Origin of the sequence: Butyrivibrio sp. M55, from assembly GCF_900116865.1 — a bacterium.
Taxonomy (GTDB): domain Bacteria; phylum Bacillota; class Clostridia; order Lachnospirales; family Lachnospiraceae; genus Butyrivibrio.
The window spans coordinates 90,787-109,045 of the sequence record NZ_FPCD01000007.1 but is presented as its reverse complement, the minus strand read 5'-3'; the positions used below and the strand labels follow the sequence as shown (position 1 = coordinate 109,045).

16 protein-coding genes are annotated in these 18,259 nt (G+C 42.8%); all 16 read right to left on the bottom strand.

Features of this window, described 5'->3' with window-relative positions; translation table 11 throughout:
• Positions 1-15: 15 nt before the first annotated feature.
• Positions 16-426 carry a hypothetical protein gene (locus BM398_RS09835; protein WP_092337503.1) on the bottom strand — a complete coding sequence of 137 codons (411 nt, stop codon included), beginning with the start codon at positions 424-426 and terminating at the stop codon, positions 16-18.
• 16 nt (positions 427-442) lie between these two features.
• Positions 443-1,273 carry a flagellar hook-basal body protein gene (locus tag BM398_RS09830; protein WP_092337502.1) on the bottom strand — a complete coding sequence of 277 codons (831 nt, stop codon included), beginning with the start codon at positions 1,271-1,273 and terminating at the stop codon, positions 443-445.
• 89 nt (positions 1,274-1,362) lie between these two features.
• Positions 1,363-2,193, bottom strand: a complete 831-nt coding sequence (locus BM398_RS09825) for a flagellar hook-basal body protein (protein ID WP_026656600.1) — start codon at positions 2,191-2,193, stop codon at positions 1,363-1,365.
• 68 nt (positions 2,194-2,261) lie between these two features.
• Complete coding sequence (locus BM398_RS09820) at positions 2,262-3,254, bottom strand: rod shape-determining protein (RefSeq protein ID WP_026656599.1); 993 nt, start codon at positions 3,252-3,254, stop codon at positions 2,262-2,264.
• A 264-nt stretch (positions 3,255-3,518) separates the two neighbouring features.
• The gene (gene uvrA / locus BM398_RS09815) at positions 3,519-6,395 is read right to left on the bottom strand and encodes an excinuclease ABC subunit UvrA (protein WP_092337532.1); all 2,877 of its coding nucleotides are present in this window, start codon (positions 6,393-6,395) and stop codon (positions 3,519-3,521) included.
• Positions 6,396-6,441: 46 nt separating this feature from the next.
• Positions 6,442-8,433 carry an excinuclease ABC subunit UvrB gene (gene uvrB / locus BM398_RS09810; RefSeq protein ID WP_092337501.1) on the bottom strand — a complete coding sequence of 664 codons (1,992 nt, stop codon included), beginning with the start codon at positions 8,431-8,433 and terminating at the stop codon, positions 6,442-6,444.
• A gap of 99 nt (positions 8,434-8,532) precedes the next feature.
• A complete protein-coding gene (locus BM398_RS09805; protein WP_092337500.1) occupies positions 8,533-9,669 on the bottom strand; it encodes an ATP-grasp domain-containing protein in 1,137 nt (378 codons plus the stop codon).
• 3 nt (positions 9,670-9,672) lie between these two features.
• Entirely contained in the window at positions 9,673-10,605 is a 933-nt protein-coding gene (locus BM398_RS09800; RefSeq protein WP_092337499.1) for a glycosyltransferase family 2 protein, read from the bottom strand.
• Between the two features lie 77 nt (positions 10,606-10,682).
• Positions 10,683-10,919, bottom strand: a complete 237-nt coding sequence (locus BM398_RS09795; protein WP_092337498.1) for a hypothetical protein — start codon at positions 10,917-10,919, stop codon at positions 10,683-10,685.
• Complete coding sequence (locus BM398_RS09790; RefSeq protein WP_092337497.1) at positions 10,916-11,893, bottom strand: serine/threonine protein kinase; 978 nt, start codon at positions 11,891-11,893, stop codon at positions 10,916-10,918. Before BM398_RS09790 ends, BM398_RS09795 begins: the two co-directional genes overlap by 4 nt.
• On the bottom strand, positions 11,890-12,678 hold the full coding sequence (locus tag BM398_RS09785; protein WP_092337496.1) for a PP2C family protein-serine/threonine phosphatase: 789 nt from the start codon (positions 12,676-12,678) through the stop codon (positions 11,890-11,892). Before BM398_RS09785 ends, BM398_RS09790 begins: the two co-directional genes overlap by 4 nt.
• 105 nt (positions 12,679-12,783) lie before the next feature.
• Complete coding sequence (locus BM398_RS09780; protein ID WP_092337495.1) at positions 12,784-14,061, bottom strand: S41 family peptidase; 1,278 nt, start codon at positions 14,059-14,061, stop codon at positions 12,784-12,786.
• Positions 14,062-14,084: 23 nt separating this feature from the next.
• Entirely contained in the window at positions 14,085-15,308 is a 1,224-nt protein-coding gene (locus BM398_RS09775) for a murein hydrolase activator EnvC family protein (RefSeq protein WP_242949799.1), read from the bottom strand.
• A 29-nt stretch (positions 15,309-15,337) separates the two neighbouring features.
• Positions 15,338-16,234 carry a permease-like cell division protein FtsX gene (gene ftsX, locus BM398_RS09770; protein WP_092337493.1) on the bottom strand — a complete coding sequence of 299 codons (897 nt, stop codon included), beginning with the start codon at positions 16,232-16,234 and terminating at the stop codon, positions 15,338-15,340.
• The gene (gene ftsE / locus BM398_RS09765; RefSeq protein ID WP_051199175.1) at positions 16,224-16,964 is read right to left on the bottom strand and encodes a cell division ATP-binding protein FtsE; all 741 of its coding nucleotides are present in this window, start codon (positions 16,962-16,964) and stop codon (positions 16,224-16,226) included. The genes ftsX and ftsE overlap by 11 nt, the downstream gene beginning before the upstream one ends.
• Before the next feature lie 59 nt (positions 16,965-17,023).
• The gene (locus BM398_RS09760) at positions 17,024-18,106 is read right to left on the bottom strand and encodes a PucR family transcriptional regulator (RefSeq protein WP_026656586.1); all 1,083 of its coding nucleotides are present in this window, start codon (positions 18,104-18,106) and stop codon (positions 17,024-17,026) included.
• Between the last annotated feature and the right edge of the window lie 153 nt (positions 18,107-18,259).

Sequence of the window (18,259 nt, the reverse complement as noted above, 5' to 3'; positions counted from 1 at the left end):
GATTCTTAAGATTTCTTAAGAATTGGATCCCTCTGTCTTATTCTCTGCAGGAGCCTCCGGAATATCATAATTTCTCTTGAGATTCTCATAGAGCATCTGAGCAAATCCGTTACTCTGCTTATCAACTGATGTCGCACATACATCCTGAAGTGTCTGATCTTTGAAAAAATCAACCAGAGTAGATGTTGAATTATCTGACTTTTCAGGCTTAAGAGCATCTACAGACTTCTGCATCTCCTTAAATATCTGCTCAAGGAAATACGACTCAAAGCCTTTACATGCAGCCCAAAGCTCGTCATCGGAAGACTTCTCGTTTGTCTGCTCGAGCTTATTTTTAAGAGCTTCAGTAGAGGCATTCTTGCTCTCACGCATTGCATATTCAGTTATGCCGGTTGCATTTATACCACTGATATCAAATCCTGCCATGGCTATTCTCCATCAATTATCTCTTAAGACCATTTGCAGTCTGCATCATCTCGTCTGTTGTCTGAATTGCAGTTGAGTTCATCTCGTAAGCTCTCTGTGCAACGATAAGATTGACCATCTCTGTTGCTACGTTAACGTTGGAGCCTTCAAGGTATCCCTGTTCAATTGTGCTAAGCTTAACCTCTCCGGCTGCATCAGCTTCAAGAATAGGTTCTCCGCTTGCTGCGGTCTCCTGCCATGCTGCTCCACCCACTCTCTCAAGGCCTTCCCTGTTACGGAACTGCCAAAGGCCAATCTGAGGTCCGAGTGCCTGAGGAACGCCCTCATCATCAGGATAATAGATCTTGCCGTCTCCGCCAATCTCAATTCTGCTCGCTATGGCATTTCCGTCAACCACGATAGGATTGCCGTCAATTCCAAGAACCGGATTACCCTCAGCTGTTGTAAGCTCAAGCGTTGTTCCGCCCGTCTCCTGAAGAGCCCATGTGAAATTACCGTTTCTGGTATACTGAACAGTCTCTCCGTCAGCTGCTGTATAAGCAAAGAAACCGTCACCGCTTATAGCAAGAGCTGCAGGATTGTCGTTGTTCTGCAAAGATCCCTGTTTAAAGAACTGATTTATTGAAGATGTACGGGTACCAAGTCCCACCTGTGAATTGGTTGGCTTAGGTTCGCCGTTTGCTGTAGTTGTAACTGTCTGAAGCTCCTGATATAAAAGAGACTTAAACTGTGCTCCCTGAGCTTTATATCCGACTGTATTAACGTTTGCAAGGTTGTTCGATATAGTATCTACGTTTGTCTGCTGGGCATTCATTCCTGTTGCCGCTGACCATAAACTTCTAACCATAGACATACCTCCCTCTCTTTGGTATGTATCGGCACAAAGGCCGTGATACTTTATAAAAAAAGTATAAATTTTTTAATCGATCAAAAACTTTATGAAAGTCTGCCAAGCTGATTTGCGGCAATATCAAGTGTATCATCGATTGTTGTGATCATTCTCTGGTTTGTATCGTAGTTTCTCTGAACCGCAATCATATTTACCATCTCATCAACAACAGAAACATTTGACTGCTCCAAAAATCCCGAGTAAACACGTCCGGTTCCCTCTATAGGATTGGCTCCGTTTACGGGAATATACATATTTTCTCCGTAGTGCTCAAGATTGTCATATGAGATACGTCCGTCAGGATATGTTGTCTTCTCAAAATCAAATATTCCGATCTGGGCAACAACCTCACCGTCCTGTACAATATTACCGTTCATGCTGACTTCTACGGGAAGTGACGGATCAAGTTCAATATGTCCTCCGTCCTGTGAAAGAACAAAGTCTCCGTCCTGAGTAACAAGCTCTCCCTCGGCTGTAACCGTAAAGTTACCGTCTCTGGTATACATTATATTGGTCTGATTCGGAAGATCTCTCTCAATATTCTTAGCCTTGTTCGTATATTCGATTCCAAAGAAACCATATCCGCCGATAGCCATGTCATATTTGTTTCCGGTCTCTTTCATGGGACCTTCGGACCAATCAACATAGCCTTCGCCAATCTTTACACCCGGATTAATAATGCCCAGTCCACGCGCAGTGAACGGGGCATCAGTATAATCTTTAATTTTAAGCGCAAGCTGATCACTGAAAGACTGTGATGTTGTGCCTTCCTTCTTAAAACCGTTTGTGTTGGCATTGGCAAGATTGTTGGTCAGCACATCCATTCTGTGCTGCTCGTTGATCATTCCTGTGTAAGCAGTATAAAGACCTTTTACCATTCTCTTTCCCTCATACCATCCTGGTTATTCTTTATAGTTCAATCCTTGATATATATTATCGCAGATCATCAATCCTGATGATAACCTACAATAAACTCTACATAACGGCCGGTTCCGATGGCAACCGCTGTCATAGGATCCTCTGCTGTCATAGTATTGATTCCGGTCTTGGAATAGATAAGATCCTCAAGTCCGCGAAGAAGTGCTCCGCCACCTGTAAGAACTATTCCTCTGTCAGCAATATCCGCTGCAAGTTCCGGAGGTGTATTCTCAAGAACGCTGTGAATAGCCTCGATGATCTGGGATGTAGGCTCTCTGAGTGCCTCTTCTGTCTCTTCAGAAGATACTCTTACAGTCTTGGGAAGACCTGTAACAAGGTTACGTCCTCTTACATCCAGGAAATCATCTTCCGGTCTCGGATAAGCTGAACCGATCTTAATCTTTATATCTTCGGCAGTTCTGTCACCGATAAGAAGATTGTGCTTCTTTCTCATGTAACGAACAATTGCCTCATCAAAATCATCTCCTGCGACCTTGACGGATGTGCTTACAACCGTTCCGCCGAGTGAGATAACTGCAATATCAGATGTACCGCCACCTATATCAACGATCATGTTTCCGCAAGGCTTTGTAATATCAATTCCTGCTCCGATCGCTGCTGCAATAGGTTCCTCGATAGTCTTAACATCTCTCGCACCGCAAAGTCTTGTAGCATCTTCTACGGCTTTCTTCTCTACTTCCGTAGCTCCACTGGGAACACATACAGCGATAAAAGGTTTTCTATGAATTTTCCTTCCGATAGCTTTCTTAATGAAGTATCTCATCATCTGCTCAGTGATCTTGTAGTTTGAGATAACTCCCTGTCTCAGAGGTCTTACGGCAACAATATTACCGGGTGTACGGCCAAGCATAAGCCTCGCATCCTCACCGATTGCCTTGATCTCCTCTGTGTCTCTGTCATAAGCTACTACAGAAGGTTCCTTAAGAACTACTCCCTTGCCTCTTATGTAAACGAGAACAGATGCCGTTCCTAAATCAATTCCGATGTCTGCATACTGCATAATTTAAGGTACCCCTTTCAAAACTGTGTGTCATTCATTTATTTTAGCGCATAAGTGCGGATAATAAAATGTTAATAATACATTGCCATTATAAACCATCTTATAAAGATTTAAAAGGGGCTACCTCTATTAATATCGGACATTTCCTATCAAAACTTAAGTATCCTGTTAAAATCTTAAGTATTTTAGCCGCATACTCGAAAAAGAGTTTCGCAAATCCTTAAATTACGCGCATTTCAGGAAATGCCATGCTAAAATTAATCATTATTTTTTCAACATCTTTTTTATGTATGCTCCGGTATATGACTTCTTGCACTTGGCAACTTCTTCCGGCGTTCCGCATGCAACAACCATTCCGCCGCCAGAGCCGCCTTCAGGTCCCATATCTATGATGTAATCTCCTGTTTTGATGACATCAAGATTATGCTCAATAACAACAACCGTATTTCCCTGCTCTACCAGCTCATGCATTATCTTCACAAGCTTCTGAACATCGGCAAAATGAAGTCCTGTCGTAGGCTCATCAAGAATATAGACCGTCTTGCCCGTTCCCACCTTACTAAGCTCCGTCGCAAGCTTAATTCTCTGTGCCTCACCACCCGAAAGCTCTGTACTGGGCTGTCCAAGCTTAACATATCCAAGTCCAACATCGTAAAGAGTCTGTATCTTTCTCTTAATCGTCTTAACATTTTCAAAGAAAGTAAGTGCCTCTTCAACCGTCATATCAAGAACATCATAAATATTCTTTCCTTTATATCTGACTTCAAGAGTCTCGTGGTTATAACGCTTTCCTCCGCAGACCTCGCACGGAACATATACATCCGGAAGGAAATGCATTTCAATCTTGATAATTCCGTCACCGCCGCAGGCTTCACATCTTCCGCCTTTAACGTTAAACGAGAACCTTCCCTTCTTGTATCCTCTTGCTTTCGCATCGGGAGTACCTGCAAAAAGATCCCTTATCATATCAAACACGCCCGTATATGTCGCGGGGTTTGATCTCGGAGTTCTTCCGATAGGCGACTGATCGATAGCGATAACCTTATCAACCTGCTCAAGCCCTTCAATCCCCTTGTGTTTTCCGGGTATACATCTAGCCCTGTTAAGATCTCTCGCAAGATGCTTGTAGAGTATCTCATTGACAAAAGAGCTCTTTCCGGAGCCCGAAACTCCCGTAACTATGGTAAGTACGCCAAGCGGAACATCAATATCTATATTTCTTAAGTTATTCTCACTCGCACCGAGCACCTTAAGCCATCCCTTCGGCTCTCTTCTGACTTCCGGAACGTCGATCTTAAGTTTGCCTGCCAGATACTGGCCGGTTATCGACTCCTCGACTTTCATGATATCTTCGGCAGTTCCCGTAGCAACGATCTTACCGCCTCTTGAGCCCGCCCCCGGTCCCACATCAACAATATAGTCAGCCTCTCTCATAGTATCTTCATCATGTTCTACTACAATAAGAGTATTTCCAAGGTCTCTGAGATTCTTGAGCGTATTAAGAAGCTTATCGTTATCCCTCTGATGAAGTCCGATACTCGGCTCATCAAGGATATAGCATACTCCGCAAAGACCCGAACCGATCTGTGTAGCGAGTCTTATTCTCTGCGCCTCGCCGCCCGAAAGTGTTCCCGTGGCTCTCGAAAGCGAAAGATAACCCAGTCCTACATCCACAAGAAATCCCACTCTCGCCCTGATTTCTTTCAGAACCTGAGCACCGACAAGTTCCTGATGCTCACTAAGCTTTAGATTTTCAAGGTAGTTCTGAAGTTCATCTACAGACATCGATGTGATCTCATAGATATTCTTATCGTCTATGGTAACCGCCAGTGATTCCTTCTTAAGTCTCTGTCCGCCGCAAAGCTGACAGGGAGTGATTCTCATAAACTCCTGATATTCAGCCTTCGCCGTCTCAGAAAAAGTCTCTCTGTATCTCTGTTCAACATTCTTGATAAGTCCGTCAAAAAGAATCGGATAATCACCCTCACCTCTTGAACCCTTGTAATGAACATTGACAGTCTTGTCAGCTCCGTGTATGAGCATATGTCTTACCTTCTCGGGAAGATCGCAGAAAGGAGTATCAAGGCTGAACTTATACGCTTTGGCGAGCGCTTTCAAAGTCGCATTACTAAAGCTTCCTTCCTTATTTGCAGACTGCCATCCCATAACAACAATACATCCGTCATTTATTGAAAGAGTCTTGTCGGGGATCATGAGATCTTCGTCAAACTCCATCTTATATCCAAGTCCCGCACAGTCAGGGCAGGCTCCGAAAGGATTATTGAATGAAAAACTTCTGGGTTCAATCTCGGGAATGCTGATCCCGCAATCGGGGCAAGCAAAATTCTGACTGAAATTAAGCTCTTTTCCATCCACCACATCAACAGTAAGAAGTCCCTCCGCAAGCTGCAGGGCACTCTCTATTGAATCAGCAAGTCTCTTCCTTAGATTCTCGTTGTCATCTCTTATGACAATTCTGTCAACTATTACTTCTATATTATGCTTGATGTTCTTATCAAGCTTTATCTCTTCAGAAAGCTCATACTGACTTCCGTCAATTCTTACTCTGACGTAACCCGCTCTTTTTGCCCTGTCCAGAGTCTTGGCATGCTCACCTTTTTTGCCTCTTACAACAGGTGCAAGAAGCTGGAGCTTGGTTCCGTCGCCGAGCGCCATGATCTGGTCGCACATCTCGTCAACCGTCTGTCTTCTTATCTCTCTTCCGCAGTTAGGACAATGCGGTATACCTATTCTTGCATACAACAATCTGAAGTGATCGTATATCTCGGTAACCGTTCCCACAGTCGATCTGGGATTCTTGTTAGTGGACTTCTGATCTATAGAGATTGTAGGAGAAAGTCCTTCGATCCTCTCGACATTAGGCTTATCCATCTGTCCCAGAAACATTCTTGCGTAAGATGAGAGCGACTCCATGTACCTTCTCTGACCTTCCGCAAAAATGGTATCAAAAGCAAGCGAAGACTTACCCGATCCCGAAAGTCCCGTAAAAACGGTCAGAGTCTCCCTCGGAATCTTAACACTCACATGTTTAAGGTTATGTTCATCTGCACCGCGGACTCTGATGTAATCATGAATATCCGTGGGAAGAATTCTCTTTGCTGTCGTATTCTTTTTTGTCATTCTGCTGTTATCCGGCATCCGTTTATCTCCTGTCATCCGTCTCCGGTTATTTACCTTCTGTCAGGTCGTTATAGATTTTCTTAAGTTCAATCATCTGATCTCTGAGTGTCGCTGCAGTCTCAAAGTCTAGCTCCGTAGCCGCACGTTTCATCTTCTTCTGAACCTGTCCGATAAGTTTCTCAAGTTCATCCTTATCCATTGCCTCAGGATCTTTTTCAAATTTAACTTCTTCCTTGGCGATAGCCTTGGTAACCGCGATAAGCTCTCTTACCGCCTTCTTTATTGTCTGCGGAGTTACTCCGTGTTCCTTATTGTATTCTTCCTGAATCTTACGTCTTCTCGCCGTTTCATCGATGGCTTTCTGCATTGACTCCGTCATATTATCGGCGTACATGATAACGTGTCCTTCCGCATTACGCGCAGCACGGCCGATTGTCTGAATAAGCGACGTCTCCGAACGAAGGAATCCCTCTTTGTCCGCGTCAATTATCGCAACAAGTGATATTTCCGGAATATCAAGTCCTTCTCTCAAAAGGTTGATTCCGACAAGAACATCAAAGACATCAAGGCGCATATCTCTGATTATCTCAGCTCTTTCAAGCGTATCGATATCGGAATGAAGGTATTTTACCCTTATTCCCGACTCTGCAAGGTACTCAGTCAGATCCTCAGCCATTCTCTTGGTGAGTGTAGTCACAAGAACCTTATTCTTCTTATCTATCTCTGTACGAATCTCACCTATGAGATCGTCAATCTGTCCCTCAACAGGGCGTACGGAAATCTCAGGATCAAGAAGTCCCGTAGGTCTTATTACCTGCTCGGTCCTTAGAAGTTCATGCTCTTCCTCATATTTTCCCGGAGTAGCGGAGCAAAAGAGCATCTGGTCAATGTGCGATTCGAACTCCTCAAAATTAAGCGGTCTGTTATCAAGCGCAGACGGAAGCCTGAATCCATAATCAACAAGCGTAAGTTTCCTGCTCCTGTCTCCGTGATACATGGCACCGACCTGTGGAATCGTCATATGTGACTCATCAACGATTATCAGGAAATCTCTGTCAAAGAAATCCAAAAGAGTAAGCGGCGGTTCGCCCGGCGCCATAAAGTTAAGATGTCTTGAATAGTTCTCGATTCCCGAGCAAAAGCCCGTCTCCTTAAGCATTTCTATATCAAAATTGGTTCGCTCAGAGATTCTCTGAGCCTCAATAAGTCTGTCCTCTCCCTTAAAGAACTTGATCTGTTCCTCAAGTTCCTTCTCAATCTCAACACACGCCATGTTGATCTTCTCCTGAGGAACAACATAATGTGAAGCAGGATAGATCATAACGTGCGAAAGCTCATTTCTTACCTTAGCTGTGACAGGTTCAATCTCAGTAATCCTGTCTATCTCATCGCCAAAGAACTCTATCCTTATCAGGTAGTCATCCGCATTGGCGGGAAAAACCTCTATCGTATCGCCTCTTACCCTGAAATTACATCTTCCGAGCTCAAGATCGTTTCTCGTATACTGTATCGCAACGAGCTCTTCTATCGTCTTGTCTCTGTCCTTCTGCATTCCCGGGCGAAGTGAAATTGACATTCCCTTAAATTCATCGGGGCTTCCAAGTCCGTATATACAAGATACGCTGGCAACAACGATAACATCCTTCCTCTCAGAAAGTGACGCCGTTGCCGAAAGTCTAAGCTTATCAATCTCATCATTTATCGACGAATCTTTTGCAATATATGTATCTGTCTGAGGAACATACGCTTCAGGCTGGTAATAATCGTAGTAAGATACGAAGTATTCAACTGCGTTTTCCGGAAAAAACTCCTTCATCTCGCCATAGAGCTGACCCGCGAGAGTCTTGTTATGGCTGATAATCAGCGTAGGTTTATTTAGCGCCGCTATGACATTCGCCATAGTGAACGTCTTACCCGATCCCGTAACGCCTAGAAGAGTTTCAAACTGGTTTCCCGCTTTGAATCCCTCAACCAATTCCTTTATTGCCTGCGGCTGATCGCCTGTAGGCTTAAATTCAGAGTGTAATTTGAAATCCATATCACAATTCCCTCAAAAAAAGAAATGATATACTGCCGTTACAGTATATCATTTCACAATACACGCGTCTATAAAAATTTGAACACATGTTCGCAATATTTACTTCGCCACAATGTCCCGAACCAGCTTCGCGTCATCGCCCGCAACGATAAAGTATCCAAATCTGGAAGAGCTGTCCACAACTTTTCTGTCGGTAATCTCTTCAACACTGCTTTCTACAACAAGATCCTTATACTTAGCACAAACCTCATTGCAGTAATCAGCATCTTCCTGACAGAAAACAAACTTGATTCCCGCAGCGTTATGCTTCTTGCCGGGAGTGAGGTCGGGCTCGTTTCCAAGAGCCACATCAATAACCGCTTTGACAAAATCAATGCCGGTAGTCAGCTGCACAAGTGAGCTTCCGATACAGTCGCCGCCCATCCTTCCGCCAATCTCAACGATCTTGATAACGCCGTCTTCGCGGATAAGAATCTCGGAATGTGACGCGCCATTCTCTATCTCAAGCGCATCAAGTGCGCCGTATATAACGTTTCTGATGTTCTCATAAGTCTTTTCATCTACAGGTGCAGGCTCAAAGTGTCCGGTCTCGATGAAATTCGGGCTTCCCGTTGTGAACTTCTCGGTCACGGCAAGAAGTGTATGTTTCCCGTTGTATGAGATACACTCAACACTGTACTCTTTTCCCTCAACGAATTCCTCGATGATCGCGGTCTTCTCAAAGCTCACATCTCTTGCAGATGCTATCGCAGCCATGATTCCCGACTTTGACTTAAGCTTCGTAACAGCCCTGCTTCCGGATCTGTCCGTGGGCTTTACGATTATAGGATATTCAAATCCAAGCTCATCAACATTGACCGAGTCATCAGCCAAAACGTATTTAGGGCACGGAACATTCTTTTCCGTAAGGGCATTTCTCATTGCAAACTTATTGGTCGACTTGTACGTGCATGAAAGCGAATTGCCCGAAAGCCCCATCTTATCTGCAACATAGTTTACAGTCAGCATCGCAAGATCGGATGCTATACTGCATATTCCGTCAATTCCTATCTCTTTGCACTTCTCACAGATAGCCTCTTTTTCAACAATACTTATCGGATAAAAGAAATCGGCCGTAGCTTCTCCTACATCTCCGACGCCCCATGCGAACACATGAGTTTCAAGTCCCATTTCTTTTGCCTTTAAAATCAGCGGATTCTGAAGATATGAAGCGCCGATGATCGCCAGTTTTTTCATATACTACTCCTCTTCGTGTCGGTTAAGCATTTCGTCAATAATATAAATAGGTCTTCCTTTACTCTCGGAAAAGATATTTCCTATGTATATCCCGACTATTCCCAAGGCGCTCAGCATAAGTCCGCCCATCATATATATCGATGCAATGACTGAAGGCCAGCCTATATCCAGATCTCTCACAGCGTAATTTCTAATAACAAGATAGATCAAAAATATAAATGCCGCACATGAAAGTGCAAATCCAAGCTTAACCGCCATAAACAGCGGCTTGTTGGACTGAGCGGTAATAAGGCTGATCGCAAGATTAACTTTTTTGCTGAAAGTATATGACGACTTTCCCGCAAATCTTTCATCCGACTCAAGCTCGATGGTTGTGTCATTATAGCCAAGCCACATGAGGAACATGATGTAATCTCTGGTCTGCTCTTTCATCTTAAGAAAAGAATCTACGACTTTTCTTTTTGCAACGCTGTAATTACCCACCTCGAAGTCGTACTTCATGTCTGAGAGCTTATTATATACAGCGTAAAAAGATCTTGATAAAGCTTTTACAATAAAGGTATCCTTTCTTTCTTTTCGCTTGGAATATACGATATCGTAACCTTCCTCTATCTTGTCCAAAAACAGTGGCAAAAACTCAGGTCTGTCCTGAAGATCGCAGTCCATTACAGAAACAAGATCTCCTGTCGACTTCTCAAGACCTGCGGTTATCGCACGCATCTGTCCAAAGTTCCTTGAAAGTTTTATTCCCACAACGCGCTTATCCTTAGCGCAGAGCTTTTCGATCTCTTCCCACGATTTCTGCGGGCAATGGTCGTCCACCATGATTATCTCAAAGGATTTTCCTGCATTTTCAAGCGTTGCAACAAGCCTCTTATATAGTTCGGGTACCGCCTCCCTGCATCCGTATACAGGGATAACTACTGAAATATCCATAAATATCCTCGTGTTTTCTTTTTGAATTTCATAGTTATAAACATGAAACCAACATAGGATATTTTATCATATTACAATCAAAGATTAAACGAATCATATGTATAGACCATATCCTGTTCAATCACGAAATCATCGCAAAAAGTATTCCTCTTTGTATCGATATGATCCAGGAGCTGCGTCGTGCACATTGCGGCAGTCGCATCTCCCTCAGATATCTCAGGCTTTGCGCCGCCTTTCGTAAGCAGACTCGCTAGTCCCAGTATCATCATGATTCCTATAAATATCACTCCGAATGTGTATAAAAAAATAATCATTTCCCCTCCTGAAAAAATTCTTTATCAATAAATTCAGCTATTCTCTCTTTTGCAGTATATAATCGTCCCTTAAATGCGGGCACGCGCTCTTTTGCATCACTCTCAACGTAATTCATGACAGGTTCCGCGTACAAGATTACTCCCGACATTGTCGCAGCAACGGCCGCTACTGCAATGCCTCTCTTTATATATCTGACAGCAATGTCACGTTTTCTTTTCACAATACTGTCCAAAAGAGCTTTCTCTATCTCACCACAGGATCTAAACCTGTCATCGCGCCCCGGCTTTATGCATTTATTTATTATCTTAACGAAATCGCCTGAAAGCCCCGGCGCTCCGTTTAGCTTAAAGTTTTCAAGTGCCGCTTCGTTCTTGATATCTATCCCTGTTGTCATCTGCAAAAGAGTCATCCCAAAGCAATATATATCCGTCTTTGGATCTGTTTGGCCCAGAGTCCCGTACTGTTCCGGCGCCGCAAATCCTACAGTTCCGAGATAAGACGTATCAGATTTCTCTCCTTTTCTGTAGATTCTCGCCGCTCCGAAATCTATCAGATGCACCTTTCCATCCTTGCCAATTATAATGTTCGCCGGCTTAAGATCCCTGTATATCACAGGTTCCCGCAGTCCGTGAAGATACTTAAGTATCCTGATAAGCTCGATTGCAATTCCAACAGTCTCTTTCTCGGAAAAAACTCCGTTCATCCGAAGTTTCTCCGAAAGACTGTTTCCCGAGATATACTGCGTGACCATAAATCCGTCTTCATAATCTACAAGTTTCTGTATTCCCGGATAATTGAGCCTCTTTAACATTAACGCCTCATCTTCCAAAGACGCCTTTGCCTTGATACTCTCCTTCTTAAGAACTTTGACCGTCACCTTCTTGCCGGTACGCGTATCACTTGCCGCATAGACAGCGCTTGTTCCGCCCTCTCCGATTTTCTTTATTATCCTGTATCTTTTTATATCTTTCATGCGCCAAACTCCATACAAAGCGCCGCAACAGATATATTGTCCGTTTCATTTCTGTCATATGCTGTCTTTACAAGCTTTTTACATGCATCCAGCATATCCTCCGATGTAACGCACATCTGCGGGCAAAGCATACCGTAAAGCTCAGTCTTTTCCATTGTTCTCCAGAATCCGTCCGAGCACGCGATCACGGTCGAATCATTTTTAAAAGTTCCCCTTGTTATATCGGGCTCGGGAGTTTTCATTGAACCAAGACATCTTAGGAGCACGCTCTTTTCCCTGTCATTTAACGCTTCTTTCTCCGTAATCTTTCCTTCATCCAGTTTTTTCTGCAAAACGCTGTGGTCTTTTGTAAGCTTTATTACATCACCCTTTGAAACAGCATATATTCTGGAATCTCCGATATTCATGATCATATATCTGTCGCCTATCTGCAAAAGAGCTGTCAGCGTCGTTCCAAGGTTGATCTTCCTGTGCTTCGCATATCTTCTTAATTCTCCGCCAATCCTTGCAATAAGTCTTCGCCATGATACTTCTATCACATCCCACAGCCTTTCCGCCTCAAGGTCCTGCATAAGAGACAACTCCTCATGGAACCAGTTTTCAAGCGACCTGACCACTTTACAACTTGCAACCTCTCCCTTCGGCAGACCTCCCATTCCGTCACATACCGCGACAAAAGAGATTCTTCCAAGTTTCTCTGAATTTGCAACTTTCACCAGCACAGAATCCTGGTTTACCTTACGGCTTCTACCCGCATCAGTGTAAATACACGCTTTGACTTTCATAACTTCCCTGCTTTCAAAAAAATGGAAATAATACTCGAAATGAGTAAGAAAATAAAAACCTGTGCCAAAGATTTAGCACAGGTTCAGATAATACTATTTATTTTTTTATTTGTCAATAAGCTCCTTCATGACTTCGATTGCCTTCTCTTTCTGATTGTCAATCTTGTCTCTCTGAGCCTTCTCAATATCAAGTTCAACCTCAACATCAGGTTCGATTCCTATTCCATGGATATTGTATCCGTTGGGAGTATAGTAATCACTTACAGTAAGTTTAACGGCAGTTCCGTCATTAAGATCGAATACACTCTGAACGATTCCTTTTCCGAAAGACTTAACACCTACAAGCTTACCGATTCCGTAATCCTTAATTGCACCTGCAAGTATCTCTGAAGCACTTGCTGAGTACTGGTTAATGAGAACAACAACCGGAATGTCTATCTGACGTGTTCCGTCGCAGGTATAATTCTGCTGATGGCCTTCTCTGTCCACAGTATAAACAATATTGCCCTTAGGAAGGAGCTGTCTTGCTATATCACAAACAGTTACAAGGTTTCCTCCGGGATTACTTCTAAGGTCGATCATAAGTCCCTTGATACCGCTTGCACGAAGTTCTGCAAGTCCCTCAGTGAACTGATCTGTTGTGATCTCATCAAACTCTGAGATCTTAAGATATCCGATTCCGTCTTTAAGAAGTTCGGTCGTAACTGTCGGAACCTGTATCTCATTTCTGATAACATCGACTTCAACATTCTCAACAGATCCGTCTCTTACCAGTGTGAGATGTACGGAAGTTCCTTTTTCGCCCTTAATCTTGGCAACAACTTCATCAAGGGTAAGTCCCTGTATACTTTCTTTGTTGACTTCAGCGATGATATCGCCTTCCATGAGGCCTGCGTCAGCAGCAGGGCTTCCTTCCATAACACCCGTTATTACAGGCACATTTTTTTCCTGATCCATTCCAACATATGCGCCGATTCCGTAATAAACGCCCTTAGTCACAGCCTTGAGCTCTTCAAGTTCGTCCGCCGTGTAATAAACAGAATAGGGATCTCCCAAAGATTCTATAAGCCCTTTGTATATTCCCTCAGCTTCAGTGGCCTTATCCACATCGTCCTTGTAGTAATTGGTATCAACGAGATTCTCAAGCATCTTAACTTTTTTGATTGTTTCACTGTTAAGAACTCCGTTTTCGTTCTGACCACCGGAACGAACTCCCGTTGTCAAAATAAACATGATAGCGCCTGCTGAAAAAACAAACAGTGCGCAAAGTGCTCCGATGAGGATTCCGCTTATAAACCTTCTTTTAAGCTTCTTATCCGCTTCCGTTTCATTACTTACCGGCTCTTTGGCCAGCTCATTGTTCTCGATATTTTCGTTTTCCAATGTTCTTTATCTCCTGTCCGCTTTTATTTTAGATAATTCCATGGACTAACATACGCTCCGTTAAGTCTTACTCCGAAATGAAGATGGTTACCTGTCGATCTTCCGGTCGAACCAACTGCAGCAATCCTGGTTCCGGCTGTGACATCCTGTCCCTTGGAAACATATAGTGCAGAACAATGCATGTAGATTGTATAAAGACCGTCTCCATGATTGATCATTATATAATTACCCATTGTCCCGTTGTAGTCGGCGGCAACCACTGTTCCGGCATAAGCCGCCAAAATGGCCGATCCTGCAGGCGCTGCAAAATCCACACCATTATGCATCTTTTGTATTCCAAGTGTAGGATGGATTCTCATTCCAAATTCATCAGATACTCTGGAATAATTCGGACAAGGAAATGTAAACATTCCGCCGTCGTATTTATGTCTGCTGTTTAATGCGGCCTCATCCGCAGCTACCTCTTTTTCAAGAGCAGCAATCGTTGCGTTCTCAGCCTTTATCTCCGCCTCATACTCAGCGATAGCAGCCTCTTTGCTCTTAATATCCGTCGATACATTATTGAGCTCAACTCCCTTGGCGTCAATAAGAGTTTGCATTTTGCCTTCTTCTTCCTCTTTATTTGACTTTGCCAGATCGAGAGTTTCTTTTTCTTCCTCAAGAGCCTGTTTATTGAGCGCTATAAGCTCAGTAGTCGCCACATATTCATTGAGCTTTTTTCTGTCATAAGAAGCGATCATCTCAATATACTCAGCCTTATTGAGCATATCGGAAAAACTTCCCGTGCCCACAAAAAGTTCAAAGTAAAGCTTATCTCCACGCTCATACATGAACTTTATTCGCTTCTTCATGGCATCATATTGAGCTTCCTGAGTTCGTTCCGCTTCTTCTAAGTCTTCACCCGTCTTCTTGATCTCAGCTTCTTTTTTCCCGATAGTATCGTTAAGAGCATCTATCTTCTTCTGTATCTCTGTCAAGGAAGCATCAAGTTCTGAGATATATTTTTTTAGATCCGACTTATCTTTTTCAAGCCCTTGTTTTAACTTTTCAAGATCGGTCTTAGCTGTATTCAGGCTATCTCGCTGTTCTTTCTGCTTTTTGATCTGATCTTTTTTGGCTTTAATACTTTCTTCCGTGACCTCTGCCGACACTATAATACCATTGGATTCAAAAGTAAATACCATGATCATGAAACAAGCCAGCACTCGAAATATCCCTTTAAGCGTGCCTTTTTGTAATCTGTTCAACTTATCTGATCTTCCTTCTAATCACCTGATCACACATGCAAATGTTTTCTGACTGTTGTAAAGCTACCCAAAAAGCCTATTCCGATTCCTATTGCCATAGATATGGGAACAAGTTCATTATATATCTGCTCAACAGGCAGGAACGGCAAAATATTTGAAAGCATTGCAAACTGGGTGTGAACATAATCAATTGCGCTACCGTAAACATAATAGAGAATCAGTAATGGTATGAGCGAACCGATAATTCCGATAATGATACCTTCTACCACGAAAGGTGCTCTTACAAAGAAATCCGTCGCTCCGATATATTTCATAATGTTTATCTCGTCTTTTCTGACAGCAATACCCATAGTTACCGTATTGCTGATAAGAAAGATTGAAACAAGCAAGAGAATTACTATAATTCCCATAGAAACATACGCCATAAGTTTGTTGAGTCCGCTAAGTGTATCAGCGGTGATCTCAGATCTGTTGACTGTTCTGACAACATCAAGGCTCTCTATGTATGTAACCAATGCTGCCTGCATTGAAACATCATTAAGATAAATCTCAAGGCTGGCGGAATCTGCAAGAGGGTTCTCGGTAAATCCGTCTGTATACTCACCGATATAATCCTTCTTGAAATCTTCCCATGCAGCTTCGGGATCTATATAATTGATTTCTCTTACTTCGGGACGTTTCTCAAGATCCGATTTTACTGCAAGAATCTGATCTTCGTTTACTCCTTCGTTAAAGAAAACAGTAACAGATACGCCTTCCTCTGCCGTATGAACAAAATATTGAATGTTGTTGATAATTGAAAAAACCAGACCGAACAGGAATAGACATGCGCCTATTGTTGCAATAGAAGCAAGGGTATACCATTTATTTCTACCTAAGTTCTTAAATCCCTGTCCAATGGTATAAAAGAAACTATTAATCCTCATCGATGTATGTACCTTCTTCCTCGTCTTCTATGATAACACCCTTTTTCATGGTTATAACTCGCTTCTTCATGGCATTTACTATTTCTCTGTTGTGTGTAACAACAATGACAGTTGTGCCGCTTTCATTGATCTTTTCCATAAGCTTCATTATTTCCCATGAATTATTGGGGTCAAGATTTCCGGTCGGCTCATCGGCCAAAAGAATCGTTGGCTTGTTGATAAGCGCTCTTGCAAGAGCAACTCTCTGCTGCTCTCCTCCGGACAACTGATTTATCTTGCTCTTATACTTACCCGCAAGATTGACTGTCGCAAGTATAGAAGGAACATTTCTCTTTATTTCCCTGGTGGATGTCTGAACAATCCTCTGGGCGAATGCTACATTTTCGTATACATTTCTGTCCTTAAGAAGTCTGAAATCCTGGAACACTATTCCGAGATTACGCCTAAACTTTGGAATCTTACTGTGCTTAATCTTATTCAGGTTATAACCCAAAACCGTAATTTCACCATTTGTAGGAACAAGCTCTCTCAAAAGAAGCTTAATGAGCGTAGATTTACCGGATCCGCTATCTCCTACGATGAATACAAACTCACCTTTTTTAATGTGAAGAGTGACGTCGTTAAGTGCCGGTGCACCCGATGAATACGACTTCGTCACATGGTCGAGGGTAATAACCTCGCCTTCGGGTATCTGCCTACCCGATTTCGTCTTTCTAAATCCTTTTTCCATAGCATCTCCCCGAAATTTGTGTTTATATAAAAAAGCAATTCATATTGTTCAAAATAGGATTATGAAATTCTGTCCATGTATTTCATGTATCTGACAACCATAAGCGCGATCTTAAATGTAATTGCATCGTCAAACACCCTAAGATCAAGCCCCGTGCTCTTCTGCAGCTTATCCAGTCTGTACACGAGTGTGTTTCTGTGAATGAACAGCTGTCTTGAAGTCTCTGATACATTAAGGCTGTTCTCAAAGAACTTATCAATGGTTGTAAGCGTCTCCTGATCGAAATCATCAGGATTTCTTCCGCCAAAGATTTCTTTAATAAACATCTTACAGAGCGGAATGGGAAGCTGATAGATAAGTCTTCCGATTCCAAGTTCGCTGTAGCAGATAACCTTTCTTTCGTCAAAGAAAATCTTGCCGACATCCAGTGCCATCTTCGCTTCCTTGTATGATCTACTTACCTCTTTGATCTCGCCTACAACTGTTCCGTATGCGATCCTGACACCTGTAAGTCCGTCCTTTGTAAGAGTTGCGATCATCTCTTCCGCTATCTTAGAAATATCCGACGGCTTTGCATAGTCATTTACATCCTTAACTATGATGATGTTGTCCTCATCCACTTCGGTCACGAAATCATTTGCATTTCCGAAGTGAGTTCTGGCAAGCTCAAGAGCATTGCTGTCTCTTCCGCTTGATGTCTCAACGATCATAGCTATTCTCTTCGCATCCGACTGAATGTGAAGCTTCTTTGCCCTACTGTATATGTCAACAAGAAGAAGGTTATCAAGCAAAAGATTCTTGATAAAGTTATCCTTGTCAAAACGCTCTTTGTACGCGATAAGCAGACTCTGGATCTGGTACGCGATCATCTTGCCCAGCATATAGATATTCTCACCGGTTCCCGTACAGATCAGAATATATTCAAGCTGCTGCTCGTCATATATCTTAAAATACTGATATCCCTGTATCTCCTGGGAATCTGCCGGAGATTTCACAAAGTCTCTGGCAACAGCCGCAACATTACCAATTTCCTGTGATGTAGCCGCAACTTCCTTGCCATCAATGTCCAGAACATATAACTCAACGTGTGCTATGTTCTTAAGTCCGTCAATTGTGTTTTGGAGAATTTGATTTGAAATCATTTGCCACTCTTTCCGCAACCTTTCGGCCGCTGAATAATATACATAGCCATTTTAATATATATGTACAATAAAATCTACCTTTTACATGCCATTTTTTGTACATTTTTTTGTTTTGCTCGTCAATATTACCAAAAAAGAATCCCCTTTTTGGTA

Excerpts from the sequence above, each read along its gene's own strand:
- BM398_RS09825 (WP_026656600.1), bottom strand. The coding sequence starts at position 2,193 with ATGGTAAAAGGTCTTTATACTGCTTACACAGGAATGATCAACGAGCAG.
- BM398_RS09820 (WP_026656599.1), bottom strand. The coding sequence starts at position 3,254 with ATGCAGTATGCAGACATCGGAATTGATTTAGGAACGGCATCTGTTCTC.
- uvrB (WP_092337501.1), bottom strand. The coding sequence starts at position 8,433 with ATGGATTTCAAATTACACTCTGAATTTAAGCCTACAGGCGATCAGCCG.
- BM398_RS09785 (WP_092337496.1), bottom strand. The coding sequence starts at position 12,678 with ATGAAAGTCAAAGCGTGTATTTACACTGATGCGGGTAGAAGCCGTAAG.
- ftsE (WP_051199175.1), bottom strand. The coding sequence starts at position 16,964 with ATGGAAAAAGGATTTAGAAAGACGAAATCGGGTAGGCAGATACCCGAA.
- BM398_RS09805 (WP_092337500.1), bottom strand. The coding sequence starts at position 9,669 with ATGAAAAAACTGGCGATCATCGGCGCTTCATATCTTCAGAATCCGCTG.
- BM398_RS09835 (WP_092337503.1), bottom strand. The coding sequence starts at position 426 with ATGGCAGGATTTGATATCAGTGGTATAAATGCAACCGGCATAACTGAA.
- ftsX (WP_092337493.1), bottom strand. The coding sequence starts at position 16,234 with ATGAGGATTAATAGTTTCTTTTATACCATTGGACAGGGATTTAAGAAC.
- BM398_RS09760 (WP_026656586.1), bottom strand. The coding sequence starts at position 18,106 with ATGATTTCAAATCAAATTCTCCAAAACACAATTGACGGACTTAAGAAC.
- uvrA (WP_092337532.1), bottom strand. The coding sequence starts at position 6,395 with ATGACAAAAAAGAATACGACAGCAAAGAGAATTCTTCCCACGGATATT.
- BM398_RS09830 (WP_092337502.1), bottom strand. The coding sequence starts at position 1,273 with ATGGTTAGAAGTTTATGGTCAGCGGCAACAGGAATGAATGCCCAGCAG.
- BM398_RS09800 (WP_092337499.1), bottom strand. The coding sequence starts at position 10,605 with ATGGATATTTCAGTAGTTATCCCTGTATACGGATGCAGGGAGGCGGTA.
- BM398_RS09795 (WP_092337498.1), bottom strand. The coding sequence starts at position 10,919 with ATGATTATTTTTTTATACACATTCGGAGTGATATTTATAGGAATCATG.
- BM398_RS09790 (WP_092337497.1), bottom strand. The coding sequence starts at position 11,893 with ATGAAAGATATAAAAAGATACAGGATAATAAAGAAAATCGGAGAGGGC.